Genomic DNA, 26,281 nt, shown 5'->3' on the forward strand with positions numbered 1-26,281 from the left:
GGTGGTGGATGTGTCGGCGGCGGGGGAGGCGTTGCCCTATTGGGCCGGGGTGGCGGCAACGGAAGAGGCCATCTTGCCCGCCGGACTCGCCCAACTGGCTGTGCCGCCCCAGGAGTATGCGGTGCTCACCCACGTGGGCCCCATTCACCAGCTGGCACAGACTCTCAACTGGTTCATCCTGCACTGGCTGCCCGGCTCCCGTTATCGGGGGCTGGATGGCTTCGAGCTGGAGCGCTACGGCCCTGATTTCAATGGGGCGCAGGCGGATGCCCGCATGGAATACTGGCTGCCCGTCGCCCCCTGTGAGGGGTAAGCGCCCCACACCGATGGCCCTCTATAACGGCTATGTCTGGGGCAGAAAGTGCTGGCTGAACTCGGTCGGCGGCAGGGGTTTGGCAAAGTAGAAACCCTGCTGAAAATCGATGTCGTAGCGGCGCACCATCTCCACCTGGGCCGCAGTCTCCACTCCCTCGGCCACCAGCGCCACCTCCATCCTGCGGGCCAGATCCAGAATGTTCTCGACGATGAGACGAGAGGGCCCTTCCTCCTGAATGCCTTTGATGAAGCTGCGGTCGATCTTGATGATGTCCACATGGAACTTCTGTAGGTAGGAGAGGCTGGAGTGGCCCGTGCCAAAATCATCGATGGCCACCAGTACGCCGATCTCATCCAGGGCATCGAAGATGCTCAGGGTCTGGGCATCCCCATCGAGCATCTCCCGCTCGGTGAGCTCCAGCACCAACCGGATGTCGTGGCCCGCGAGAGCGTTCAGGAAGGCGCGACACTCGGCCACGATATCCTGATTTTTGAAGTGCTGTGCGCAGACGTTGATGGCCACGTGAAAGCCGGGGGGCAGCTTGCCTGCCACCTTGAGCAGGTAGTCCAGGGTTTGCTCCATCAGCTGGCGGGTCATGGGCACTATGTAGCCACACTCTTCCGCCAGCGGGATGAAGTTGCCCGGGGCTATCATGCCCTGCTCCGGGTGGCGCCAGCGCATCAGCACCTCGACGCCGCACAGGCCGCCCTGACTGTTCATGACGGGTTGCAGATAGGGGATGAACTCCCGGGCCGCCAGTGCCCGGGCCAGCTCACGGCGCGGCGAGCCGCCCCGGCCGCTCAGATGAAAGCTGAGCAGCCCCAGCAGCAGTGCCAGCACCGGCGTGGCGAGCAGGGTGTCTCTGTTGTAATCCCAGGCGAAGGCCAGGATCTGCGGGTAGCCGTTGAGGGCCACCAACCGGTAGGGGTGTGCGTGTGAGGGACTGAAGAGCAACTCGCTCTCATCTTGCAGCAAGGGGGCGGCGGAGAGGGTCATACCATGACCGTCAAGCGCCCTGTCCCCCAGGATGAAGAAGAGGTTCTCCTCCCCCTTGACCGCCCGCAGGGCGCCGAAGATGTGAAAGCCATCCAGCTCGGCCAAGAGAGTGCGCTTGCCGAGCTGCTTGCGATAGAGGATGGCGGTCTGGCCCGTGATGGGACTGTGGCTGGCCAGGATCAAGTCCTGCTTGCCAAAGAGATAGTCCGGCAGGTTCTGCGCCTGAATGGGTCTGTGCAGTGTGGTGCAGAGCAGGCGGTTGCCCGCCAGCACGTAGAGCGCCCTGGCATAAGGGGAGGCGGTGATGAGATCCCGCAGCGCCAGGCTGTTCTCCTTGCAGGCGCGCCCGAGCAGGGGGCGTGCCGATTCGATCAGGGCCTGACTGTCGTCGATGGCGGCGTCGATCATGGCCTCGGCGTGGCGCAGGCTGCGCTCGCTGTCCTTGCGAAGGCCTGCCGCTGCCTGCATCAGGTTGAGGACGGTCAGCGCGATCAGCAGGCCGATGCCGAGCAGGGCGGCCAGACGCAGTCGTTGCTTGAGGGTGTCAGTCGGCATAGTGCACCCGATTCTTGCCACTGTGCTTGACCCCATAAAGAGCCTGATCAACCTTCTCGATCAGCTGTGGGATGGATTCTTGTTGCCATTGGCCAAGGCCGGCGGAGAAGGTCACCACCAGATCCGCCTCACGCCATTGATGTGTCTCAGTTCGCTGGCGCCACTGCTCCAGGAGGGCGATAGCCGCGTTCTTGTTGTCACCGGGGATGAGAATGGCCAGCTCCTCGCCACCATAGCGATAGAGGTTGGCCCGTTTGCTGGCACTCTGCATTCCCTCCTGCGCCACGGTTTTGAGCACCGTATCCCCCATCAGGTGGCCCCATTGGTCATTGACGGCTTTGAAGTTGTCCAGATCGACGATACCGAGGAAGAAGGGCTGGCCGCTGGCAAGGCAGGCACTCAGATCCTGATCGAAGCTGCGGCGATTGAACAACCCAGTGAGGGCATCCGTGGTGGAGGCGGTGATCGCCTCCTGCATCTTATCGTGGCCGCACTGGATCTCCTGGCGCAGCAGGTTGTCGGGATTGTCCAGATCGATGCGACCTATGCGCAGCATGGCGACGATCTGGATGATCATCTTGTTGAAGCAGTTACGCAGGGAGCCCCAGCACAGCAGGCAGATCAGCAGGCAGACCGGAATGGCGATCAGCAGCAGGTAGGCATTGGCGCGACTGGCGCTGTTGAAGTCGGCATCGCTGACGGTGTAGATGACAAACCAGTCCGGGTTGGAGAAGGAGTAGTAGTAGATATGGGTCTGATTCTGCCGGTCATGGAGATGATCTTCGCCGTTGGTCATCTTGCTGATGAGGGCAGGATCGACACTGTGGCGAAACAGGTTGCTCACATCCGAGTGCAGCAGGATATCGCCGGCCCTGTCCACCACGTAGAACTCCCCCTTGAGCGGGCTCTTCAACTGGCGCAGGGGATAACTCAGGTACTCGAGATTGAGATCCATGGCCAGGGTACCGAGCGGGTAGCCATCCTGGCTGACGATAAGCTGGGAGAAGGAGACGGTCTGCAATCCCGTCTGGGCATTGGCATAGTGCTTGCTGTAGTTGACGAACAGACTGCGGGAGGTGGAAGACCTGAACCAGGGGCGGGTGGTGGCATCGAAATCGGTGGCGACCGGCAGGAAGGGGACGGTATTGAAGTGCCCCTGCAGGTCCGAGGCGACGATGCTGGTGATGCTCGGGTTGATAGACAACGTTTGTATCAGCACCGTGCGCAAGGAGGACTGCTCCTTGTCGAGGAACCCCGTCAGTTTTGGCCCGTCGATGAAGTTGCTGGTCTCATTGAGGGTGTATTCCAGCGGCTTGAACTGCTGCTCGATAAACTGGGTGGCCATGTTGTGGACGAACGTGGTGGCGATAGCATGGTATGTCTGCTCGGCCGAGCGCTGAATGATGTAACTGACGGTCGTCATGCTGATGGCCATGGTCAGGATGATCACGCTAAAGGAGATATTGAGCTGGGTATTGCAGTGCAGTTCTTTGCTGATGATGTCGTTCATGGGCGCGATCGGGGGGCCTTGTATCGTCTCAAATAGAGCTGATTTTTGGGGGAAGGAGTCTATCTTCATCCCTGTCAGTAGCGCTTGACCCGGATCAAGTGAATTGACGAAAAAAGAGTCAAAACTCTAAATAATATTCATTAAATAATCTGTTTTTCTGTTCTTTATTCTAAGTTGTGGCAGGCCAGCGCCCGAGTGATCCGCAGGCATCAGACCCGATCTGCCCGATGATGGCTCACCCCCTTGCGTCATTGTCATTTGGATATGCTCCCCTCGCACTTGCCACATTTCGCAGTCAGATGGCGCCAATGCGCCGCCATTTCTTCCTCATTGCCCCGCCAACATGCCCCAAATTGTTAATTCAGGGGCGAAATAGAACAATAAAATGCAAATGAGATTTGTTACTATTCACATGCAGTTGGCAGTCGAGGATCAGATGCAACTTGTTCACCCCCCATTGACCGTGGTCGCCGCGACCATTTCCGCCCTGTTGGCAGGCTCAGCCCTAGCCGCCGCGCCCCTCAGCTCGACCGAGCCCCTCAGTTCGACAGAGACGGTAGCCGACGAGACCCTGACCGTGCTGGGCCAGACCTATCGCAACACGGCGACCAAGACCCAGCTTGACCCCATAGAAACGCCACAGGCTATCTCGGTGGTGGACAGCGAGACCCTGGAGCAGCGGGGCGTCAGCTCGGTGAGCGAGGCGCTGCGCTATGTGCCCGGCGTCAACACCGAGCTGCGTGGTGGGGCGGTCAATCGGCTGGATCTGTTCAATATCCGCGGTTTTGACAACTACCAGAACTTCTACGACGGCCTGCTGCTGCAGTACAACGAGTGGAACCTGCAACCCCAGATAGACCCGGTGGCCATCGAGCAGCTGGAAGTGTTCAAGGGGCCAACCTCGGTGCTCTACGGCAGCATGCCGCCGGGCGGCATGGTCAACCTCATCGCCAAGCGCCCCCAGCGCGAGGGCAAACACAGCGTCAGCGTGGCCACGGGCACCGGTGCCTTGAAAGAGATGAGTTTTGACAGCACGGGCGCCATCAACGAGCAGCTCGCCTATCGGGTGGTGGGGCTGGCCCGTCAGAAGGACGGCCAGGCGGTGACCTCGGAGGAGGAGCGCTACGTGTTCGCACCGTCGCTGGATTGGCAGCTCGGCGAGCGCACCCTGCTCAACTTGAACCTCTACTACCAAAAAGATCCGGAGGCGGGCATCTACACCACGGTGCCGGCGAGCGGCTCGGTCAAGAGCAACCCCCTGGGGCAGCTTGGCAGCGACAGCTTCCTTGGCGATGAGAACTGGAACGAGTACAACCGGGATGTGACCCTGGTGGGCTACAAGCTGAGCCACGCGTTCAACGACAACTGGCAGGTGCTGCAAAATGCCCGCTACATGGATGCCTCCGCCTATCAGCGCAACACCTATAACGCACCCCTGGCGGCCGACAATCGCACAGTTGCGCGCAACGCCTACCTGACGGACGAGGATTCTCGCGGCTTTGTCATCGACAACCAGCTGGCGGGCAAGGTGCAGACCGGCACAGCCCAGCACAACCTGCTGCTCGGGGTCGATTATCAGTATCTCGATGCGCACATCCTCTATCAGGACACGCTCGACTACTCGGCCCCCAGCATCGACATGTTCAACCCGAACCACAATCAGATAAAGCCGGATTCCCTGAGCTTCCCCTATGAGGATCGCAAGGTCATTCGCCAGTCCCAGACCGGGGTCTATCTGCAGGATCAGGTGCGCCTGGACAGGTTGGTGGCCATCGGCGGCGCCCGTTATGACAGCTACCAGATGGACACCGACAGCCGCGGCCTCTACATGGGGGCGGCTAGCCAGTCACTGGCCACGATAGATCAAGACAACCTCTCCTTCCGCCTCGGCGCCCTGTACGAGCTGGATTACGGTTTCTCGCCCTACGTGAGCTATGCCGAGAGCTTCGAGCCGGTGCCGGGGGCGGACAAGAACGGCAAGGCGTTTGACCCCTCCACCGGCCAGCAGTGGGAAGGTGGCATCAAGTTCCTGTCCGAGGACATGAGCAAGACCTTCACCGTCGCCGCTTTCCATATCACCAAGGAGAACGCCCTGGTGACGGATCCGGACAACATCTATGGACCCAAGCTGCAGACCGGCGAGATCGTCTCCAAGGGCATCGAGCTGGAAGGGCGGATGGATATCACCGACCAGCTGGATCTGGCGCTGAGCTATACCCGCCAGGACATGGAGATCACTAAGGACACCACAGACCTGCAGGGCAAGACCCCGGTCTGGGTGCCCAAGCAGATGGCCTCCTTGTGGAGCAACTACTATGGCGGCGGCAACCTGCAAGGGATGCGCGTCGGCGCCGGCCTGCGCTACGTGGGGGAGGCCCAGCTCGATGCCGCCAACACCGATACGGTGCCGGATTATGTCTTGATGGACATGTCGGCGGCCTACGATCTGGTCGGGCTCAGCCAGAGCCTGAAAGGGGTGCAGGCGTCGCTTAGCGCCAGTAACCTGCTTAACAAGACCTACTACTCCTGCTACGACCAGAACAACTGCTGGTTCGGTGCCGAGCGTAATGTGGAGGCTCGACTCAAATACGCATTCTAACCCTGCGCCCCGGCCAACGGTCGGGGCTCTCTTCCATCGGCTCGCCACCGCGCAGCGAGCCCCATTCCATCGGCGCCAGGGGCGACGGCGGCGCTCGGCTTGGCGGGTTGGCGACCGAGCAGTCGGCTCGCCTGCAGGCTGAGCACGAGCGGCTTTTTGCCGCCGCCGCCCAGCTTATCGGCTCCCTCAAGGGGCGGCTGGTGGCGGGGGATCCCCCCTTGTTGGCGGCCGGTGACTGCGGCCAGACTTCCGCCGAGGTGGCGCTGGCACTGCACGATCACTGGCGCCTGGCACACCCGGAGGCGGGTCCCGCCTACTGGCTGACCCGCAGTTGGGGCATGCTGTGCTGGCAATCCATCTATCTGGCCATGGTCGCGGTCTATCGAGTCGGCGCCGTACCGGCCCTGGACAAGCTGGGGCAGGGTCATCAGGGCGGGCTGGTGTCGGGTTTCAGCCTGCCGCTGGCGCCCATGATCGAGGGGGAGCGAGAAGTGCTGATCGCTGCGGCGGGCACTCGGCTGCGCAGGCACTGGCAGCAACTGTTCGAGCTGATGGCAAGCGTGCAGCGGCTGAGGCCCGGTTTTATCCGCCCGCTGCTGGCGGACGATCTGCTGGCGGCCCTGGTGCGGGTGCCTGACTTCTTTGGCGAGATAAGCCAAGAAGAGGTGGCGGCCCATGCCCCGCTCTGGCTCGCCGCCTGTGGCCTGCCTGCCGAGCACCTGGCGGGCTGGCGCGAGGCGCGGGGCTTGGACGATGGGATCAGCGCGCTGAGCGCCACCCCCGGCTATGTGCGTCAGCGCTGCTGCCTGCACTACAAACGCAAGGATGGGGAGCTGTGCGATAACTGCCCACGGCGACACGGCCATGCCAGCTGCGGGACGTTGGAAGAGTAAGCAGAAAGAATGAGCAGGAAGAGTTAAGCAGGTAGAACGGACAGGAAGAATAAGCAGCAAGGGTTCGTGATCCCACGACCTTGCCCCTATGACATCAGGCCGCCCCCGTACAGTAGAAGGGGGCGGCCTTTTTATGGGCCGACCTCAGGCACCCATCTTGGCGCGGATCCGCTCGAACAGGCTCTGCAGGCAGGCCTGATCCCGGTCGGCGGCGCGCACGGCGCCATACATATGGCGCCGGATGCCCTGGCCGAGAGGCCTGGATTCGAGCAAGCCTTGGCGCACAAACTCCTCGCTGGCCCAGCGCGGCAGGGCGGCGACCCCGAGCCCGGCGGCGGCCATCTGCAGCATGACGGAGGTGTTGTCCACCGGCTTGCAGCGGGCGGGTTCGACCCCGGCCGGTTGCAGGAAGCGGCTAAACACGTCCATGCGAGCCCGCTCTACCGGGTAGACCAGCAGCACTTCCTGTAGCAGATCTATCGGCTCTATCTGTGTTTTGTGGCACAGCCTGCTATCAGATGCCATCACCATAGTGAGGTCGAAGGCAAACAGCGGCTCGAAGTGCAGATCTCCTCTGGCCTGCACGTCCGAGGTGAGCAGCAGGTCGAGCTGACCGCCGAGCAGGGCACTGATGGCATCGAAGCCGGGCACGGATTCGACTTCCAGATCCACCCCAGGCCACTGGCGGCGAAAATCCGGCAACAGCGGCAGCAGCCACTGGATGCAACTGTGGCAATCGAGCGCCAGGTGCAACCGGCCGGCGTCGCCGCTGTGCAGCGCCTGCAACTGCCGCTCGGTCAGGGCCAGGGCGGGCAGCACCTGACGGGCCAGATTGAGCAACTGCTGGCCTGCCGCCGTCAGCACCAGGGGCCGGCTCTTGCGCAGGTAGAGCTCCAGGTTGAGGCGGGTCTCCAACTCTTTGAGCTGATGGGAGAGGGCGGACTGGGTGAGGTTTTGCGCCAGCGCGGCGCCGGCCAGGGAGCCTTGCTCGGCCAGCGCGCTGATGGTCTTCAAGTGCTTGATATCGATGTTCAAATTACTGCTCGGATAGTTGGGCACACCCATGATCTCGCTCCTTGTTGCATCCATTGCAGGCTGACTTCCATAGGGCCTCAGGGCTCCCTTGCGCGTCAGTTGAGAATTTCTTGAGAGCCAGTTGAAAAGGATTCAATAGCCAGGGCCACCTTATCTCGACATTCTAGATGTGTAAACATCTGGATGGCTAAATCATCCAGTTTCCCATCAGATGAACGAGCATAAGGAATTGGATCTATGACCTGCGCACACACCCTCGGTTTCCCCCGTATCGGCGCCAAGCGCGAGCTGAAATTTGCCCTCGAATCCTACTGGCGTGGCGAGTCCACCCAGGCCGAGCTGGTGGCCGTGGGCAAGAGCCTGCGTGAACGCCACTGGCAGGCCCAGCGCACCGCCGGCGTGAGCCTGCTGCCGGTCGGCGATTTCGCCTGGTACGATCAGGTGCTCGGCACCAGCCTGCTGGTGGATGCCGTGCCGGCCCGTCACCGCCATGGCGATACCGATCTCGATACCCTGTTCCGGGTGGCCCGTGGCCGCGCGCCGACCGGTCCCGCCGCCGCCGCCGCCGAGATGACCAAGTGGTTCAACACCAACTACCACTATCTGGTGCCGGAATTCAGCCAGGATCAACGCTTCAAACTGGGCTGGAGCCAGCTGTTTGACGAGGTCGAAGAGGCCAAGGCCCTGGGGCTGCCGGTCAAGGCCGTGCTGCTCGGACCCGTCTCCTATCTGTGGCTTGGCAAGGAAAAAGAGAGCGGCTTCTCCCGTCTCGACCTGCTGGATCGTCTGCTGGTCGTCTATCAGGAAATCCTGGCCAAACTGGCATCCCAGGGAGTGGAGTGGGTGCAGATCGATGAGCCAGCCCTGGCGCTGGACTTGCCGGATGAGTGGCGCTTGGCTTACCTCAAGGCCTATGAGCGCCTGGCTGGCCCCTGCAAGCTGCTGCTCACCACCTATTTCGGCTCGGTAGCCCATCAGCGCGACATCATCACCAGCCTGAAGGTGGACGGTCTGCACCTGGATCTGGTGGCCGCTCCCGAACAGCTGGAGACGCTCGTCCCGCACTTGCCTGCCCAGTGGGTGCTCTCCGCCGGTGTTATCAATGGCCGCAACGTCTGGCGTGCCAACCTGGCCAAGCTGGCCCCGACACTCAAGGCACTGAAAGCCAAACTCGGCGAGCAGCTTTGGGTCGGCTCTTCCTGCTCCCTGCTGCACAGCCCGGTGGACTTGACCCTGGAGCACGAGTTGGACGGCCAGACCCGCAGCTGGTTCGCCTTCGCCCTGCAAAAGTGCTACGAACTGGGGCTGTTGGCTGAGTACCTGAACGGTGGGGATCTGGAGAAGATCAGCGCCTACAGCCAGCCCATCGTCGATCGGGAATCCGATAGCCGGGTACACAAGAAGGGGGTGCAGTCGCGTCTGGCCAGCCTCACCAACAGTGACTTCGATCGCCACAGCGCTTATCCGCTGCGCGCCGAAGCCCAGCGCCAGGATCTCAAGCTGCCGCTCTTGCCCACCACCACCATAGGCTCCTTCCCGCAGACCTCGGAGATCCGGGCACTGCGCCAGGAGTGGCGGGCCGGTCGCATCGACGGCAAGGCTTACGAGGCGGGCATTCAGGCCCAGATCAAGGATGCCATCGAGCGCCAGGAAGCCATCGGGCTGGACGTGCTGGTGCACGGAGAGGCCGAGCGCAACGACATGGTGGAGTACTTCGGTGAGCTGCTTGACGGTTTTGCCATCACCCGTTTCGGTTGGGTACAGAGCTATGGTTCCCGCTGCGTCAAACCGCCGGTGATCACTCGTGACATCGACCGTCCTACCCCCATGACCTTGGAATGGACCCAGTTCGCCCAGAGCCTGACCGAGAAGCCGGTCAAGGGCATGCTGACTGGCCCCGTGACCATCCTCTGCTGGTCCTTCCCGCGTGAAGACGTGAGCCGCGAGCAGTCCGCCCTGCAGATTGGCTTGGCCATTCGCGACGAGGTGGCAGATCTGGAAGCCGCCGGCATCAAGATCATCCAGATCGACGAGCCGGCCATCCGCGAGGGGCTGCCCCTTCGCAAGCAGGATCATCAGGCCTATCTGGACTGGGCGGTGCGCGCCTTCCGCCTGAGTGCGAGCCCGGTGGTGGACAGCACCCAGATCCACACCCACATGTGTTACAGCGACTTCAACCTCATCATCGAGGCGGTGGCGGCGCTCGATGCTGACGTCATCACCATCGAGACCAGCCGTAGCCAGATGCAGCTGCTGGGGGCGTTCGAGCGCTTCAACTACCCGAACGAAATCGGCCCCGGTGTCTACGACATCCACTCGCCAAACGTGCCGACCCAGGGCTGGATTGAGGATCTGATCCGCAAGGCCGCCGAACAGATCCCGGCGGACAGGCTTTGGGTCAACCCGGACTGCGGCCTCAAGACCCGCGGCTGGGAAGAGACCACAGCCGCGCTGACCGTGATGGTGGAGGCGACCAAGGCGCTGCGCGCCGAGCTGGCCTGAGGCGAGAACAAGAACGAAGCAGAGCAGGGATAAGTAATGAGAGTGGGAAGGCCTGGGCCTTCCCACTTTTTTTGTGTCCCTTTATCACGGCAGTTGGCGGTGACAGTGCCATGGCTGGCCTTTGTGGTGACTCTGCCGTTAATATTGCGCATTTCAAATAAACCTTACCGTCGGGAGCAGGATGCAGTTCAGGGATTTTTTGCCGGTATCGACCAATACCGGCCTCAAAGAGTGCAGTTATGGCGCCCTTGGTGCCTTCATCGGGCTGCTCGGCACCGGCTGGCTGTGCCAGTGGCTGCTGGGGATCGATGCCCATTGGCTGATAGCCCCCATGGGGGCCTCCGCCGTCTTGCTGTTCGCCGCGCCAGCGAGCCCGCTGGCTCAGCCCTGGTCCATCGTCGTGGGCAACGGGGTCTCGGCCCTGATGGGGGTGGCGAGCGCCGCCTTGATCCCGGATCTGGCGCTCGCCAGTGCCTGCGCCGTGATGCTGGCCATCGCCGCCATGTTCCTTACCCGCAGTTTGCATCCCCCCGGCGGCGCCGTGGCGCTGACCGCCGTCATCGGCGGCGAGAGCATTCGCCAGCTCGGGGTGGGTTATGTGTTGCTGCCGGTGCTGATCAACTCATCTCTGCTGCTGGTTCTGGGCTTGTGCTACAACCGCCTGCTGGGGCGGCGCTACCCCAACGGCGGCAAGGCGCAGCCCAATCGCCACCAGACCGCGGATCCTGAACCAAGCGCCCGCCTCGCCGGGGCCGCGGACATCGATTTTGCCCTCAAGCAGCACGGGGAGCTGCTCGATATTAGCCGCCAGGATCTGCAGGCGCTGCTGCAAGAGGCGCAATTGCACGCCCTGCGCGAGCGGGTCGGCACCGTGCGCTGCCAGGAGGTGATGTCGAAAGACCTGGTCACCGCCTCGCCAGAGGAGTCGGCCATGCAGGCCTGGCAGTTGCTCTCGCGTCACAGGATCAAGGCGCTGCCGGTGGTGGACGGTGAGTTGCTGGTCGGGATCATCACGCTGCACGACCTGATGATCGACCGGGAATCCCATCAGCCAAGAGCGGCCAAGGCGCTCGAGGCGCTGAAGGTCATGGATATCATGACCCGGGCGGTGCAGACCGCCCGCCAGGATCAACCGCTCCATGAGCTGGTGGGGGCCTTCTCCGATGGGGGTCTGCATCACATGCCGGTGGTGGAGGGGGATCGACTGGTGGGGATCCTGACCCAGTCGGACATGGTGGCCGCGCTCTTTACCCTGGCGCTGCAACCGAGTCAGGGAGCCGGTGGGGTGCCCATATTCTCACCCGATAAATGAGTGATAAAAAACAGGCCCCTCGCGGGGCCTTTTTTATGACATGAACTGACTTGGCTATCAGGGCGCAGGATAGACGGTCTCTCCCTGGAACACGGTGCGTTCGACCTGGGTCTCGGCAATCTGCTCCGGCGTGCCGGCGTTGACCAGGGCGAACAGGTCTCTGTCCAGCACGATGAAGTCTGCCGACTTGCCCACCTCGATGGAGCCGGTGATGTCTCCCTGACGCACCGCGTTGGCGCCGTTGATGGTGTAGGCGGCCAGCATCTCGGTCAGCGAGGTGTGCTGGTTGGCGCGGTAATCGGCTTTTCCATCCGCGGCTTTCATGATGCCGGCGGCCATGTTCTCAAAGGGTCTAGGGTCGCGGCTGTCAACCGGGGCATCGCTGCCCGCCACCAGGATGGCGCCGGCCTTGCGGGAACTCTCGACCGGGTAAAGGGCCTCGTGCAGATAACCGAGCGGATCGTAGATCGCCTCGCTCAACGACTGGCCCGCCTTGGTCGGCTGGATGAAGGGGCTCACCATCATGTCGTAGGCGAGCTGGGGCGTGGTCCAGGCATAGGTGAAGGTCAGATAGAGGCCGAGATCTCCCAGCCGCTTCTGATCGTCCGGGTGGACCACCTGCAGGTGGGCCAGGGTGTGGGGAATGCCATGATCGCCATTGCTGGCCCGGGCCGCTTCCAGCGCATCCAGCGCCATCCGGGTGCTGCGATCGCCGATGCTGTGCATGTGGATGCTGAAACCCTCCTTGTCCAGCGCGCCCACGTAGCGTTTCAGATCCGCATCCTGGTAGTTGACGATGCCGTTGCTGCCCGCGTCCTCGCTGTCGGCGGTGATGGTGACATCGCTGCTGCCAGAGGCCATGGCCAGATGGGGTCTGTGGTAATTCTCCAGCATGCCGGCATTGGGCAAAAAGACCGGATCCGTGAAGGGATCCCCTTCTATCACGCCGTCGAGGAAGATCTTGACCGCATCGGCCTTGATCAGCGGATCCTCGGCAAAGCTGTCCCTGACCTCTTTGGCCTTGGCCAGGTGACCGGCGAGGTCGAGCTTGCCGCTGAAATCATCGTCGTGGAAGCAGGTGGCGGCGGTGACGCGCATGTGCAGCAGGTCTTGCGCCTCCATGTTGCGCAGGCGCTGGCGAATGAAGTCGCTGGCACAGGCATCCTGAATGCCGGTGATGCCGCGCGACGCCATCAGCTCGGAGATGGCGGGCAGGATCTTGTCGTACTGGGCGGCGGCCTGATCGCTGCTCGCGCTCAGCACGCCATTGTCGGGCACCGGGATGGCGCTGCGGGCCGCATCCCGGATGACGCCGCTGGTCAAATCCACATAGGGAATGAAATCGGCAAACACCCCGCCCGGCGCCAGGGTGGTGGGGTTGAAGCCGACGACATTGCCATCCTTGTCCTGGGCCAACCCCAGCGCCTGGGAGTTGTAGCCACCGGCGTGGCCGTCGACCCCGGCCAGCATCACCGGGTTGTCCGGCGCCATGGCATCGAGCGCCGCGAGGACGGTGGTATAGGTCGCGGTCGGGGTGTTGCCGTCATAGGGGGACCACTGATTGACCACCAGCCAGTCCCCCTTGTTGGGGGCGTAGCGGGGCAGGCACTCTTTGACCTTGGCGGCGAGGGCATCCAGATCGACGCTCTGGCCGTCGAGGTCGCACATATCCAGCGCCACCGTGCCTATCAGGTGGATGTGATTGTCGTGCAGTCCGGGCAGCACCATCTTGCCTTGCAAGTCCACCACCTGGGTCGCCTTGTTCTGATAAGCCTCGGCGCCTTCGCGCGAGCCCACATAGGTGAACTTGCCATCGCTGACCACCATGGCCTCGGCCTGGCTGCGCTGTCCATCCTGGGTGTGGATCTTGCCGTTGAGGTAAAGGGTGCTGGTCGGCGGGGCTTCACTGCTGTTCTCCTGCTGGCAGCCGCCGAGCAGGGCGCCCAGCAGCAGGGCAAGGGTGCTGATCCTCATCTGTTTGCTATCCATAGCGTGCTCTCCTTGAGTTAATTGCAGTTATTACTGCAGATATGAGCACTCTTGTTTATTGCAGCTATCCTGAAAAATGCCAGTGATTGCTGCACTTTTTTTGGCTTGTGTTTAGCGTGTCACATCATGTAGTTATGACAACCAGTCCCGGTGGGGAAACCTTATTGCGGAGAAGACGTGATGGATCATCTATTGCCGGTGGAGCTCTGCATGCGGCGCCAACCCAGGCAGCAGCGCAGTCAGGAGGTGGCGAGTCGCATCGAGCAGGCCACCCTGTCAATGCTGCAGGAGCAGGGCTTTGCGGCGCTCAATACCAATGCCATCGCGGCGCGCGCCGGGGTCGGCATCAAGTCGCTCTACCATCTGTATCCGAACAAGGAAGCCATCATCTGCCGCCTCGCCATGGATTGGCTGGCGGCGGTGTGCGAGGCACAGGAGCACATTCGGCAGCAGGCCCAGAGCTGGCCCCAGACCCTGCTGATGCTGGATCAGGCGCTGGAGGCGCTGGATGAGGAGTTCGTCGGTTATGGCGCGCTCTGGCTGGCGATGGACCTCATTCCGGCTCTGCACGAGGTGGAGCAGGAGCACGAACGGGGCCAGATTGCCTTCTGGTCGGCGCGGCTGCGCCACTTCGGCTGCCGCTGGCCAGAGCCCGAGCTCACCGCCCTGGTGCGTTACTTCTACCGGACCACGGACGTGGCCAAGCAGTGCACCAAGGAGCAGGGGGAGGCGGGGCGACAGATGTGGCTACTGCACCGGCACTGGTGCGAGCAGCTGGTGGGGGCGGCCATCGCAGAGCCCGATCCCACGCGGGTCTGGCAGTCCAACCTTGGGCTGAGCATGGCGCCCTGAACCCAGACTCGGGCGGTACGCGGCTTAAAGCCGCGATTCTATGTTGGCGGGCCGAATTGAGGACAGGCCATCTGCGCCTAGCCTATCTGTACTTAGCCATAGCGCGCCAGGGTCAGCCCCTCGTCACTGATGGCGGTTGGGTTGCCGGTGATAAGATCCGCCAGCAGCTGGCCCGAGCCCGCCGCCATGGTCCAGCCCAGGGTGCCGTGGCCGGTATTGAGCCAGAGCCCCGGGATGGGGCTGGGGCCCACCAGCGGGGTGCCATCCGGCGTCATGGGGCGCAGCCCGGTCCAGAACTCGGCGTGGGCGAGATCGCCGCCTGCGGGGAAGAGATCGCTCACCACCATGGCCAGGGTGTCGTGGCGCCTGGGGTTGAGTGCCAGGTTGAAGCCGCTCAGCTCCGCCATGCCGCCGACCCGGATCCGCTCATCGAAACGGGTGATGGCGACCTTGTAGGTTTCATCCAGCACGGTACTGCATGGCGCCGCCTCGGGATCCGTCATCGGCAGGGTGAGGGAGTAGCCCTTGACCGGATAGACGGGCAGCGCTATGCCGAGGGGACGCAGCAAGCCGGTGCCATAGCTGCCTAGCGCGCAGACGATGGCATCGGCCTGCCAGCGCCGCTCACCGGCGCGCACCGCTACGGCGCGGCCCGCCGCCAGCTCGACCTCATCGATGGCACAATCGAACACAAACTCCACCCCGAGCCGCTTGGCCTCGTTCGCCAGCGCCTGGGTGAAGCGGAAGCAGTCGCCGGTCTCATCCCCTGGCAGGCGCAGGCCTCCCACTATCTTGCCGCGCACCCGCGCCAGGGCGGGCTCCGCCTCCTCGCAGCCGGCGGCATCCAGCGCCTCGTAGGGCACGCCGTATTCTGCCAGCACGGCGATGTCGCGCTTGCTGGCCTCGCGCTGGATCTCGCTTCGAAACAGCTGCAGGGTGCCGAGCTGGCGCCCTTCATAATCGAGAGTCAGTTCATCCCGCAGTGCCTTCATACAGTCGCGGCTGTATTCCGCCAAACGCACCATGCGCCCCTTGTTAGTGGCGTAGGCGGCGGGGGTGCAGTTGGCGAACATCTGCAGTATCCAGCGCAGCTGGAAGGGATCCGAGGTGGGGCGCACCCTGAAGGGGGCATGTTTTTGCAGCATCCATTTCGCTGCCTTGAGCGGAATGCCGGGCGCCGCCCAGGGGGAGGCGTAGCCAGGGGAGATCTGACCCGCATTGGCGTGGCTGGTTTCAAGCGCTACCCCGCTTTGGCGCTCAAGCAGCGTCACCTGATGGCCCGCCTTGGCCAGATACCAGGCGCTGGCCACCCCGATCACCCCTCCACCCAATACCACTATCTTCATCACCTCATCCTTGTTGTGCATGGCAGATTGGCCGACGACCCCGGCTCTGCTGGTCGGGATCGCCCATTGGGCATCACGTTACCATCGGCAGCGGGATCGGCAAATCCGGTCGATTAAAAATGCGATCTCTCACCTTGTTAACATTAAAAGCCAGTGTTTCATCATGTTTATTGAGGTTTTATTAACGTTTAATGCTGTTAAAAACGGGCGGGATCCGGTGTGTCGACAGAGCCAGAGGATCGCGTTGCGCAAAAGGGAGTATGGGGGGAGCGTCGATAAGGCCACAAAAAACCGCAGGCGAGATGGCCTGCGGTTTAGGGTCGGAGCATGGCGAGCTTATTGCGCCGAAAAGAGCTTGGCCGGTGGGGTGGATTGGGCGGTCAGACTCATGCGGCCGGAGGTCTCCAGCCAGGTTTTGATGCGCTTGGCATCGGCGACCCTGTCATCTGTGGTATCGGCGTGCAGCAACACCATGATCACGGGTTCATTGCTGACCGTGGTGCCCATCACCAGGCAACGCCCCGCCTCGCGGATATAGCCGGTCTTGGAGACCAGAATGGGCCAGCTGCCTTCGCGCACGATACGGTTGGAGTTGTGGTACTGCATCTGGCGTTTGCCGTTGCGCACCAGTCTGTGCTCGGTGGAGGTGTATTGGCGAATGAGCGGGTAGGTGGAGGCGGTGGCCGCCAGCTTGGCCAAGTCGTGGGCGCTGGAGACGTTGCGCGGATTGAGTCCGGTGCTGTCGGCGAAATGGGTGCTCCACATGCCGAGCATGCGGGCCTTGGCGTTCATTGCCTCGACAAAGGCGCTCCGACCACCTGGGTAGTTGCGGGCCAGGGCGGAGGCGGCGCGGTTTTCCGACGACATCAGCGCGATGTGCAGCATGTCGGCGCGGCTCAGGCGTGAGCCGATGGCCAAGCGGGAGCCGGTGCCCTTGATCTTGTCCACGTCATCCATGGTGACTGTGATGGAGTCGGCGAGCCGTTGATTGCCATCCAGCACCACCAGTGCCGTCATCAGCTTGGTGATGGAGGCGATGGGCATCACCCGGTTGGCGTTGTGCTCGGCCAGGATCTCGCCGGTGCGGGGATTGGCGACCACGAAGGCATCCGATCGCAGGGTGAGGCTGCTGCGTGATTCGAGGAAGCTGTTGTGGGGGGCGGCGTGGGCAGTGTCTATGCTGGCGGGAAGGAGAAAGGCGCCGAGCAGCAAGGGGAGAAAAGGACGCATGTTCATGATGAGGCTCTACCGTACGACAATCGAGGTTATTTGGCTAAGTTATATGACGGGAACTGACGCTTAACAACGTCAAAAGTTCCATTATTTTAATTTTATGGGGTGGCGCACCTTGAAATCATCGACTTGGCGGCTATGGGCCTATCCCATTTGATAAAATTGGGCCATGGGTGGATCCGCTTATTGTCAAGATCCTCCCCATGGCGGTGCACTATATGCCGATTATGGTCACCCGTTACCACTCTTTTTTGCACCCTTTTACGGCTCATAGTTATCAGCGTGCTGTTCCTCTTTATCTCCACTAGCCCTCAGCCATCTCAGCCGAGCACCACTCGCATTAATGCCGAGGGGCGGCTCTCGACAAAATAACGCCAGACATGATCATACAGTGCCTGTTGGCCGGGAAAGCTCACCAGCGCCTTGGCCTCGGCCAGCGAGCACCAGCGATACTCGGTGTGTTCGTCATTGAGTTGCACCGCTTGATTGGGTGGGCAATAGACCACAAAGACCGGCACGACTGTCACCACATTCGGGCCGCTCTCGTAAAACTGTTCCAAATATTGGCCGTTATAGAGCTCGGTTACCTGAATGCCCGTTTCCTCGCCAAATTCGCGAATGATGGTCTGCCAACCGGTTTCACCGGCTTCAACTGTGCCCGCCACATGGCACCAGAAACCGCCCTTGACCCGATGCATCAGCAGCATTTTTATCTGACTATCTATTTCAGATAAGGCCACACCGGCAACGGCGTGACAGCGGATGGGGATCATGATTCGTCCTTGTGGTCGCGAAATGAAGCTCTGCATTATGGGGGTGGATGGGCGCCGTAGATCAACCTCTTATACCGGATGTACTGAAATTGCAGAGCTGCACTTATCCTCCCATGATACGAGCGCTCTGGATGGCCTGGATAAGTGCGGCCCGGTTGATGCGAGGGCGTTCGTCATCCAGCAGTCGTTGCCACAGGGTGATGGCCTCGCCGTAGCGGCCGTGCAGGAAGTGATCGGAAGCGAGCAGCATCAGGGCGCTCACTTCGCCGCCGTCGAGTGCAAGGGAGGCATCTAGCAGGCGGCGAGCCTCCGGGGTGAGCCGCTGGCCCGCCTGGTAATAGCGCACCGTGGCCTGAGCCGCCAGGGTGGCGGCACTGGCGCCCCCTTCCAGTCGCGCGAGCCGCTGATAGGCGAGCCAGGCGTTCTCGTACTCGTCCCGATAGAGGTAGAGCTGGCCGAGCTCGGCCCAGGCCTCGAGATCCGCCGGATTGCGCTGCAGTCGCTGATGCAGGGCGCCGAGCTCCTTGTCCTGCAAGTCACGCTGGCTTAGGCCCGCCAGGGGATCGGGGCGTTGCTGCCAGCGTTGCCAGGTCTGATAACGGTCGGTGCTGGCGTAAAACCCTACTGCCGAGCCAATCAGCACTAGGCCGAGCAGCAGCCAGAACAGAGGGTTGGGAGTCGACACCTTGGCCGCGAGTCGTGACCGCAGTCGCTGCTCGTCCTTCGGCGTGGCATTGGCCAGCCTCGCCTGCTCCAGCTCCCGATAGAGGCGCGAGTGGGGGGCAAGCCCTGCCTGTTGCTCTGTCATGATCAGCCGGTTGAGTTCGGCCCTGGGATCCTGGGGATGTGCCCTGTGCGGCTGGCATCCGATCGACTGATCCCGCCCCCCTGATCTGTGGCCAAGGTTGCGGCCAAGACGACGGCGCAGCGACAGCAGTGCCAGCAACAACAGCAACAGAGGGCCAGCCCAGAGCAGGAGGGTGGCGGCCTTGAAAGGGGGATCGTAGCGCACGAAATCACCAAAGCGGCTGGTCATGCGGGCGATCACCTGCTCATCGCTCTGCCCCTCATCCACCCAGCGATAGACCTCGAGCCGCAGATCCCGGGCGATGGGGGAGTTGGACTCCACCAGGTTCTGGTTCTGGCACTGGGGGCAGCGTAAGGATCGCGCTAGCTCCTGGGCGCGGGTCTGCAATTGGGGGTGGCGGAACTGATAGGTGTCGACGCTGCTGGCGGAAGCGGCAAGGCTGAGCATCAGCAGCCAGGCGGTGAAGATGGCGCGTAGCATCATGGTTTGTCTCCCTGGGGGTTGAGCCGGGGCAAAGCGGCGGCCTTGGCTCTTGCCTCGGCCAGCAGGGGGACAAACTGACGCTGCCATATAGCCCGGGTCAGCTCGCCAGTGTGGCGAGCGATCAGGGAGCCGTCGGCGGCGAACAGATAGGTCTCTGGCGTGCCATAGACGCCGAGCTCCAGTGCCAGCCTGCCGTCAGGATCGGCCAGCACGGCGCGATAGGGGTTGCCTGCATCCGCTAGCCAGGCGCGGGCGGCATTCCCCTTGTCTCGGTAGTTGAGGCCGTAGAGGGGAACAATATAAGCCAGCTCGTTGAGCAGTGGGTGTTCGGCGCGGCAATTGGGGCACCAGCTGGCCCAGACGTTGAGCAGGAAGGGCTCCCCCTTGAGGGACTGGGTATGAATGGGCGGCCCGCCGAACAGATCCTCACTCTGCCAGTGCGGCAGGTTGCGGCCCAGGGTCGCCTCGTCCTGACGGTAGGGGTTGTTGCCAAGGCCAAGCCAGAGCAGGGCGCCGAGGCCGAGGCTCAGCAGCAAGGGGAGAAAGAGTCGCAGACGAGATCTCATGGTGCCTGCTCCTGCAGGGCTGGAGCGATCGGAGGCGCACAGGCTGGCCGTTGTTCACCGAGCAAGGCACGTCGTCCCAGCAGACGCAGGGTGCCCCCGGCCATCATCAACAAGCCGCCGAGCCAGATCCAGCGCACCAGCGGCTTGTGGTGCAGGCGCATGGCATACGCATCTGGCCCCATCTTCTCCCCCAGCACCACGTAGAGATCCCCAAACAGTCCCCACTTGATGCCGGGTTCGTTCATGTTCATGGTGCGCACGCTGTAGTGGCGCCGCTCCGGCATCAGCCTTGCGACCTCCTTGCCCTCCTTGTGCACGCTGAGGGTGATGCGCTCGGCGGTGTAGTTGGGGCCGAGCAGCGGCTCGCTGCCCTCATAACGAAACTCGTAGGCACCGAGCCGGTAGGGGGTGTCTGCGCTGAGCACTGTGCCCCCTTCCTGGCTGTGGTGACTCACTTGGGCGATGCCGAGGGCGCAGACAGCGACCCCAATGTGGGCCAAAAGGCTACCCAGCCGATTGGGGCTGTACCAGGCCCCTTGTTTGACGGGATGATTGAGCAGCAGGCTCGCAAGCAGCCAGAGGCTGATCAGATTGGCAATGAGACCGGTCCAGCTGAGGGTGCCCTGCTCGCGATATGCGAGGCTGAGCAGGCCGCCCCCCAGCATGCCCAGTAGTAATGGCATCAGAGTCTTGAGGGAGGATGTGGTTTTCAACCCTTGCCAGCGCAGGCGCGGGATCTGGGTCATCAGCGCCATCAATATCAGGGCCAGCGGCACGAAGATGGCATTGAAATAGGGGGCACCGACCGACAGGGATCCCAGATGAAGGGATTGGAATACCATGGGATAGAAGGTGCCGAGCAGCACGCTGGCGCAGGCGACCGTCAACAGCAGGATGGCGGCGCCAAGCAGTCCCTCCTTTGACCAGAAACCGAAGCGGGCGTAAGGGGCGCGGGTATCGGCCCGCAGCGCGAACAGGGTGAGGGCGCCGGTCAATAGCAACCCCAGCAGCAGCAACAGGGTGAGGCCGCGATGGGGATCCACTGCGAAGGCATGCACCGAGGTGAGCACCCCGGAGCGCACCACGAAGGTACCGAGCAGACTCAAGGCGAAGGTGAAGATGGAGAGCAGCAGCACGCCGTGGCCATAGGCGCCGCGCTTCTCGCAGACGATAAGGGCGTGTAAAAGCGCGGTTCCCAGCAGCCAAGGCAGCAGGGAGGCGTTTTCCACCGGATCCCAGAACCACCAACCGCCCCAGCCCAATTCGTAATAGGCCCACCAGGAGCCGAGCAGGATGCCGGCGGTGAGAAACACCCAGGAGCCGAGCGCCCAGGGGCGGCTCCAGTGCGCCACGGCGCCGTCCAGCCGGCCGGAATGCAGCGCCGCCATGGCGAAGGCGAAGTTGACCGCAAAACCCACATAACCGAGATAGAGCAGGGGCGGGTGGATGATGAGGCCGATGTCCTGCAGCATGGGGTTGAGATCGCGCCCCTCCAGCGGTCCCGGGAAGGCACGATCAAAGGGACTAGAAAACGCGAGGGTGTAGAGGCCGAACAGGCCGACGATAAGTCCCATGATGGCGAGCACCCGTACCCGGATCAGCGGGTCGACCCGCGTTGAGCACAGTGCCACCAAGACGCCCCACAGCGCCAACGCAAACACGAAGAACAACATGGAGCCCTCGTGGCCGCCCCAGACTGCCGCGAGCTTGAAGCCAAGGGGCAGGGCGCTGTTGGCATGCTGGGCCACATAAATCAGGGTGAAATCATCCTGGCCAAAGCAGATTGCGAGCAGTGCCAGCGCCGTTCCCAGCAACGTGGCACTCAGCAGCGCAAGCGGCCGGGCACAGGCCAGCAGGGTGGGCGAAATCAGCTTCAGACCCAGCCAGGGCAGGGTGCCTTGCACCAGGGCGCACAGGGTCGCCAGCAACAGTGAGAGATAGCCGAGTTCAGCCAGCACACAACCTCCAACATCCAGTCCCGCCATGCCACACCCGCCGCGACTTGGCGCCGCAGGGGGGGTATGGCCAGAAAAACCACGGCTTCAATAACAAACAAGCGCCAGTCGCCTCAAGGCGGCTGGCGCTTGTGAGGGCAGCGTTATGCCACCGTCATCTGACCGGCGTAGAGCACAAAGTAGCGCAGCAGCAGTATGCCCAGCAGGCTCAGGCTGCACAGCAGCACCAGATGGGCAGGTTTTTCCCGCAGTGGCGCCGGTGTCAGGGTCGCCAGCAGCTGAGGCAGTAGCATGCCGATACCGACCACCCCGAGCCAGAACACCTGTGCCCAGAAGCCGCTGCCGATGGCCGCCCACATGGCCACCTCCTTCTGACCGCCGCCAAAATAGAGGCCGGTGAAGAAGCAGACCAGCAGCAGTACTTCCACCGCCAGTATCGGCCGCTCGAGGCGGTGCACGAAGCTCACTCCCTGGCTGTGATGGCTCTCTTTAAACAGGGTCACCGCCAGCAGGCTGGTGGCCGCGATGCCAGAGCCGATGCCGGACACCAGAAACAGCACCGGCAGCACCGGGTTGTTCAGGAGCGGATAGGTCTTTAGCGCCGAGAGCAGAAAGCCGGTGTAGGCGCCGAGCAGTACCGCCAGCAGCAACAGCAGCGGTGCCAGCAGTGACTCGAATCTGGCCAGCAGGCCGATGAGTCCATCCACAAAGGCCAGCTTGTCGCCAAGCAGCTTCCGGCGCAGCGCCTCAACCTCAGTCCTAAACACCACCGCCAACCAGGCAAGCAGCACCGCCATATAGATCTGGAACAGCATGACCCCCATCGACATCACGGAGTCGAACTGGTAGTTGAACATCAGCTTCCAGAAGGTCCAGGGGCGGGCCAGGTGGAAGATGAGGATCAACAGGCCCACGATCACGCACAGCGGCGCCAGGATGGCGGTCGCCTTGATGATGCCGCTCTCGCTGCCGGCGCCTTGCCTGCGCAGCAGCACCGACAGGGCGGTGGCCCCGGCTGAGATGCCAAGCAGGAACAGGTAAATCGCGATGGGCCAGTCCCAGACAAGGGAAGGGAAGTGAAATGCGTCATGCCACATGGTCAGTCCCTCCATGCATTACTGCCAGGGTAGATGGCGATGGGACAGGTCCCCGCACCAGGGTGAGGAAGAAAAATGCCGCTTGCATCGTCATGATTTGATCTCCCCTTTGGGCACGCGATACAGCTTGGGCGAGGTGCCAAGCGCCTGCTTGTAGCGGTAGGTGGTCTCCTTGACCAGCCGCTGGGCGATGGGGCTCTGTGGGTCATCCAGATTGCCGAATACCAGCGCCTTGGTGGGGCAGGACTCGACACAGGCCGGCTGTTTGCCCTGAGCCAGATTGGTCTTGCGGCAAAAATCGCACTTGTCGGCCACCCGGGTGACCGGGTTGATGAAGCGCACCTGATAGGGGCAGGCAGCGAGGCAGTACATGCAGCCGACGCACAAGTCCGGATTCACATCGACGATGCCATCCTCGGCGCGTCTATGGGAGGCGCCGGTCGGGCAGACGTGGACGCAAGGGGCGTTGTCGCAGTGCTGGCAGGACTTGCGAAAGAAGTGGTACTCGGCATCGGGAAATGTGCCTATAGGGCCGGTGCGCAGGATCTCGAGACGCGAGACCCCCTCCGGCACCTTGTTGACGTCCCGACAGGCATCCATGCAGGCGGTGCAGCCGATGCAGGCCGTCTCGTCGTGCAGCATGCCGTAACGCACCCCGTCGATGGTCTGGCTGTGGGCGAGGACGCCGGTGCCGGCGCGTACCGGGCCCGTCATCATGATGAGGGCCCCCGCGCTCATCCCCGCCAAAAATTCACGGCGAGAGCAGCTCATGGCGCCTCCTTGCTCACGCCGGCCTGCGGGTTGGCCAGCTTGGCGTCGTGTTGCTTGCTGTGACAGTCGACGCACAGCTTGATGCGGGATGTTTCCGGGATCCCCACCATGGGCTCCTTGGCCGGGTGCAGCTGGTGGCAGCTGGTGCAGCTGAGTTTGGTCATGTGTACATCGTGGGCCCAAAGCGCTTCGCGCAGGGGCTTGGGCTCATGGCAGCTCATGCAGACGCTGTTCTGCTCGGCGATGGGATAGCCATCCTTGCCTTGCGGCTGGTTGAAGCTGTCACTGAAACGCATCACGTCCTTGACCCCTTCCCGGTGCTGGGGAGAGGGGAGACCGTGGCAGTTGGTACAGGTCACCGGGGCCAGGTTGTTGGGGTTGGTCGCCTTGGCATGCTTGCCGTGCATGCCGTCCGTCTGCTCCTTGTGGCAGTCGGTACAGGCCTTGTCGGCGCTGCGCAAGAACTCAACATCATGCATGGCCGGCGCGGCAGCGGGGGTCGTTGCCGACTCGGCGGCCTGGCCCTGCAGGCTGGTCAGCAGCATGGCTGCCATCAGCATCAGTCGTAAGAAATCCATCGTTAAATCACCCATAGGAAGCCTCCATCCGTGGCGGGCACGCGCGGTGCCCGCCCGCATCCATTACTGCGCCAGTCGTCCGGCCGCTTTGGCCTCGGCTTCCCAGGCAGGGACTGTGGTCTTGAGGAACTGGGCCTTGTCGGCATTCATCTGTTTCATGTCCATGCCAAGGGCGGCCTGGGCCTTCTCCTTGCTGGAGATGTCAGGAATGGCGATCTCGTGGCTGATCCCCTTGGCGGCCAGCAAGCGAGCGAGCTTGGTGCGCGCATCGGCCGCCTTGTCCAGGGCGCTGCCCAGCATTCTCAAGGCCACTTCCGGCGCGTGGGCCTGCACCCCGTGGGAGGCGATGGAGAAGTCCCAGCGCCATTGGGCGTGACGGATGTCTTGCAGGATGTCTTTCATCTCGGCTTCGGTGGCGCCGGCATCCCAGGCCGCCTTGGCTTCGAAGTGGGCGTGCACCAGCTGCTTCTCGACCTTGAGCTTGATCTCGGTGATCGCCTCTTTGCGTTGATGGACGATGTCTTGCAGCATCTCCTTGCTCTGGGTGTGACAGTTGCGGCAGGTCTGCTCGAAGCGATCAAACGGGTTGCCGACCTTGTGATCCGTGTAGACCTTGCCCTGCTCGTTTTGCACCTTGGGCATGTGGCAGTCGACACAGGCGACGTTGTTCTGGCCGTGAATACCGGCGCGCCAGGTTTCGTACTCGGGGTGCTGGGCCTTGAGCATGGGGGTCTTGGAGAGGGCATGTACCCAGTCGGAGAAGCCAATCTCGTCGTAGTACTCTTCCATCTGTTCGACGCGGGTGCCCTTGTCCCAGGGGAATTTCACCGCCTTGGTGGGGCCGTTGAAGTAGTACTCCACATGGCACTGACCGCACACCTGGGATTGTTGATCGAAGCGGCCCTGCTCCTTGAACGGCTTGCCGATGGCGGTCATGGCGCGGTCCGCATAGGGGCGGGAGAGATGCAGGGCAGGCTTGCCCTCCTTGAACTCTTTCGAGGCGGTGTCATGGCAGTCGGCGCAGCCGATGGTGTTGACTATCTCGGGGCCACCCTTGGCCCACATCCCCTTGAAGTAGCCGTCCTCGCCCCGTTCATCGATGACCCGGGCAACGTCCGGCCCCTTGCAGCTCCAGCAGGCCATGGGCAGGGGACCATCCTCTGCGGTCTTGGGGGCGCCGGTACGCAGGCTCTCGCGCACGTCGGTCAGGGCGTAGAAGTGGCCGCGCGGCTTGTTGTAATCTTTGGAGAAGGGGTAGCCCGCCCAGAGCACCACCATCTGCGGATCTTCTGCCAGGGCGTCGGTGCGCTCCTTGCTCTCGCTGGTCGATTCCCAGCTACTAAATTGGTCGGCATGATCCTTGGCGAACAGATCGTTGCGCGCCTCGACCTTGTGGCTGGCTTGGGCCTCATCGGCCTGTGCCCAGCCGCCGATGCTCAGCAGGCTGGTCAGCAGCAGGGCGCTGAGGCCCGGCCTGAATAGTTTGTTGCGTGAACCCACGGTCATCACTCCCCAGATAATGTCATTGCCAGACCTGACCGTTCCATCTTGCTGTGTGGACATCTGTGCTCATCGTCGATGGGCATGGCAGGTCGATTAATTGTTATAAATGCATAAACCATGCTTTTTATACGGTTGCTCGAGGGGATAATACCAAATGGGTAAAATGGATAATGATTAATCCCCGGCGCACTTGCGCTAGATCAATTGGCCATGCCGTCAAATGCCAGAAATGGGATCCAGGTTGAATTCTTTAGCGATGCTGGGGTGTTAGTACACATAGCCAGGTTGATGCCATGGTGATGGCGGCCTGGGAGGGGACCAGTGTCAGATGGCCGAGGCGAGGGGGTGATAACGACGTCGACATACCCTTGCCGGAATCAAGTTTGAATTTTAATTCATTATTTGTGCTGTTCAGAGGTGGCAGGGCCACCCTGTTGAAATAATGGAATGCTACCTTTGCTTGGCATTGATGTCAGGAGTTGTCGTATAAATGGGTGCCAAGAGGGGCATATTCAGCCCTGATAAACAGCAAATGAAGTTATCTACGGTACTTTTGGCGAAATGACATCGTTTTACTGAATTAAATAGGATGTTTTGCCGTATTTCCTT

20 protein-coding genes are annotated in these 26,281 nt (G+C 62.2%); 6 read left to right on the top strand and 14 right to left on the bottom strand.

The genetic code is table 11. The annotated features are described in order from the left end of the window. A partial coding sequence (locus BN1137_RS21240; RefSeq protein ID WP_198150696.1) for a GyrI-like domain-containing protein occupies positions 1-313 on the top strand: 313 nt, incomplete at its 5' end. Between the two features lie 30 nt (positions 314-343). Here the strand turns inward: BN1137_RS21240 and BN1137_RS21245 are convergent. Further along, positions 344-1,867, bottom strand: a complete 1,524-nt coding sequence (locus tag BN1137_RS21245; protein ID WP_050720505.1) for an EAL domain-containing protein — start codon at positions 1,865-1,867, stop codon at positions 344-346. Continuing rightward, positions 1,857-3,377 carry a sensor domain-containing diguanylate cyclase gene (locus BN1137_RS21250; RefSeq protein WP_050720506.1) on the bottom strand — a complete coding sequence of 507 codons (1,521 nt, stop codon included), beginning with the start codon at positions 3,375-3,377 and terminating at the stop codon, positions 1,857-1,859. Before BN1137_RS21250 ends, BN1137_RS21245 begins: the two co-directional genes overlap by 11 nt. 436 nt (positions 3,378-3,813) lie before the next feature. On the opposite strand from BN1137_RS21250, the gene BN1137_RS21255 reads away from it, so the two are divergent. Further along, complete coding sequence (locus BN1137_RS21255; RefSeq protein WP_050720555.1) at positions 3,814-5,976, top strand: TonB-dependent siderophore receptor; 2,163 nt, start codon at positions 3,814-3,816, stop codon at positions 5,974-5,976. A gap of 107 nt (positions 5,977-6,083) precedes the next feature. Then, positions 6,084-6,869, top strand: a complete 786-nt coding sequence (locus BN1137_RS21260; RefSeq protein ID WP_050720507.1) for a siderophore ferric iron reductase — start codon at positions 6,084-6,086, stop codon at positions 6,867-6,869. Positions 6,870-7,013: 144 nt separating this feature from the next. Here the strand turns inward: BN1137_RS21260 and BN1137_RS21265 are convergent, their stop codons facing one another. Next, on the bottom strand, positions 7,014-7,934 hold the full coding sequence (locus BN1137_RS21265; protein WP_050720508.1) for a LysR substrate-binding domain-containing protein: 921 nt from the start codon (positions 7,932-7,934) through the stop codon (positions 7,014-7,016). 207 nt (positions 7,935-8,141) lie between these two features. On the opposite strand from BN1137_RS21265, the gene metE reads away from it, so the two are divergent. Both metE and BN1137_RS21275 read left to right on the top strand, forming a co-directional pair. After that, complete coding sequence (metE, locus tag BN1137_RS21270) at positions 8,142-10,406, top strand: 5-methyltetrahydropteroyltriglutamate--homocysteine S-methyltransferase (protein WP_050720509.1); 2,265 nt, start codon at positions 8,142-8,144, stop codon at positions 10,404-10,406. Positions 10,407-10,587: 181 nt separating this feature from the next. After that, a complete protein-coding gene (locus BN1137_RS21275; RefSeq protein WP_050720510.1) occupies positions 10,588-11,718 on the top strand; it encodes an HPP family protein in 1,131 nt (376 codons plus the stop codon). A gap of 57 nt (positions 11,719-11,775) precedes the next feature. On the opposite strand, the gene BN1137_RS21280 is transcribed toward BN1137_RS21275, so the two are convergent. Beyond that, complete coding sequence (locus tag BN1137_RS21280; protein ID WP_050720511.1) at positions 11,776-13,707, bottom strand: amidohydrolase; 1,932 nt, start codon at positions 13,705-13,707, stop codon at positions 11,776-11,778. Positions 13,708-13,917: 210 nt separating this feature from the next. Here BN1137_RS21280 and BN1137_RS21285 point away from each other — a divergent pair, with 210 nt between their 5' ends. Further along, positions 13,918-14,559 carry a TetR/AcrR family transcriptional regulator gene (locus tag BN1137_RS21285; protein ID WP_157433895.1) on the top strand — a complete coding sequence of 214 codons (642 nt, stop codon included), beginning with the start codon at positions 13,918-13,920 and terminating at the stop codon, positions 14,557-14,559. Positions 14,560-14,651: 92 nt separating this feature from the next. Here the strand turns inward: BN1137_RS21285 and BN1137_RS21290 are convergent, their stop codons facing one another. The 10 genes from BN1137_RS21290 to nrfA form a co-directional block, all read right to left on the bottom strand. Next, complete coding sequence (locus BN1137_RS21290) at positions 14,652-15,905, bottom strand: D-amino acid dehydrogenase (protein WP_050720513.1); 1,254 nt, start codon at positions 15,903-15,905, stop codon at positions 14,652-14,654. A gap of 336 nt (positions 15,906-16,241) precedes the next feature. Further along, complete coding sequence (locus tag BN1137_RS21295; RefSeq protein ID WP_050720514.1) at positions 16,242-17,141, bottom strand: serine hydrolase; 900 nt, start codon at positions 17,139-17,141, stop codon at positions 16,242-16,244. A 317-nt stretch (positions 17,142-17,458) separates the two neighbouring features. Continuing rightward, positions 17,459-17,911, bottom strand: coding sequence for an NUDIX hydrolase (locus BN1137_RS21300; RefSeq protein ID WP_050720515.1), 453 nt, complete (start codon positions 17,909-17,911; stop codon positions 17,459-17,461). A gap of 103 nt (positions 17,912-18,014) precedes the next feature. Beyond that, positions 18,015-19,202: a heme lyase NrfEFG subunit NrfF gene (gene nrfF, locus BN1137_RS21305; protein ID WP_050720516.1), complete on the bottom strand. Its 1,188-nt coding sequence runs from the start codon at positions 19,200-19,202 to the stop codon at positions 18,015-18,017. Continuing rightward, positions 19,199-19,768, bottom strand: coding sequence for a DsbE family thiol:disulfide interchange protein (locus BN1137_RS21310; RefSeq protein ID WP_050720517.1), 570 nt, complete (start codon positions 19,766-19,768; stop codon positions 19,199-19,201). The genes nrfF and BN1137_RS21310 overlap by 4 nt, the downstream gene beginning before the upstream one ends. Beyond that, positions 19,765-21,726, bottom strand: coding sequence for a heme lyase NrfEFG subunit NrfE (gene nrfE, locus BN1137_RS21315; RefSeq protein WP_050720518.1), 1,962 nt, complete (start codon positions 21,724-21,726; stop codon positions 19,765-19,767). The genes BN1137_RS21310 and nrfE overlap by 4 nt, the downstream gene beginning before the upstream one ends. A gap of 140 nt (positions 21,727-21,866) precedes the next feature. Next, positions 21,867-22,820, bottom strand: a complete 954-nt coding sequence (nrfD, locus tag BN1137_RS21320; RefSeq protein ID WP_050720519.1) for a cytochrome c nitrite reductase subunit NrfD — start codon at positions 22,818-22,820, stop codon at positions 21,867-21,869. A 90-nt stretch (positions 22,821-22,910) separates the two neighbouring features. Then, positions 22,911-23,591 (bottom strand): cytochrome c nitrite reductase Fe-S protein, encoded by a 681-nt coding sequence (gene nrfC / locus BN1137_RS21325; protein ID WP_050720520.1) that lies wholly within the window; start codon positions 23,589-23,591, stop codon positions 22,911-22,913. Continuing rightward, positions 23,588-24,184, bottom strand: a complete 597-nt coding sequence (nrfB, locus tag BN1137_RS21330; RefSeq protein WP_050720521.1) for a cytochrome c nitrite reductase pentaheme subunit — start codon at positions 24,182-24,184, stop codon at positions 23,588-23,590. Before nrfB ends, nrfC begins: the two co-directional genes overlap by 4 nt. Before the next feature lie 48 nt (positions 24,185-24,232). Next, the gene (nrfA, locus tag BN1137_RS21335) at positions 24,233-25,675 is read right to left on the bottom strand and encodes an ammonia-forming nitrite reductase cytochrome c552 subunit (protein WP_050720522.1); all 1,443 of its coding nucleotides are present in this window, start codon (positions 25,673-25,675) and stop codon (positions 24,233-24,235) included. Positions 25,676-26,281 lie beyond the last annotated feature (606 nt).

Origin of the sequence: Aeromonas tecta (assembly GCF_000820185.1) — a bacterium.
In the GTDB taxonomy this organism is placed as follows: domain Bacteria; phylum Pseudomonadota; class Gammaproteobacteria; order Enterobacterales; family Aeromonadaceae; genus Aeromonas; species Aeromonas tecta.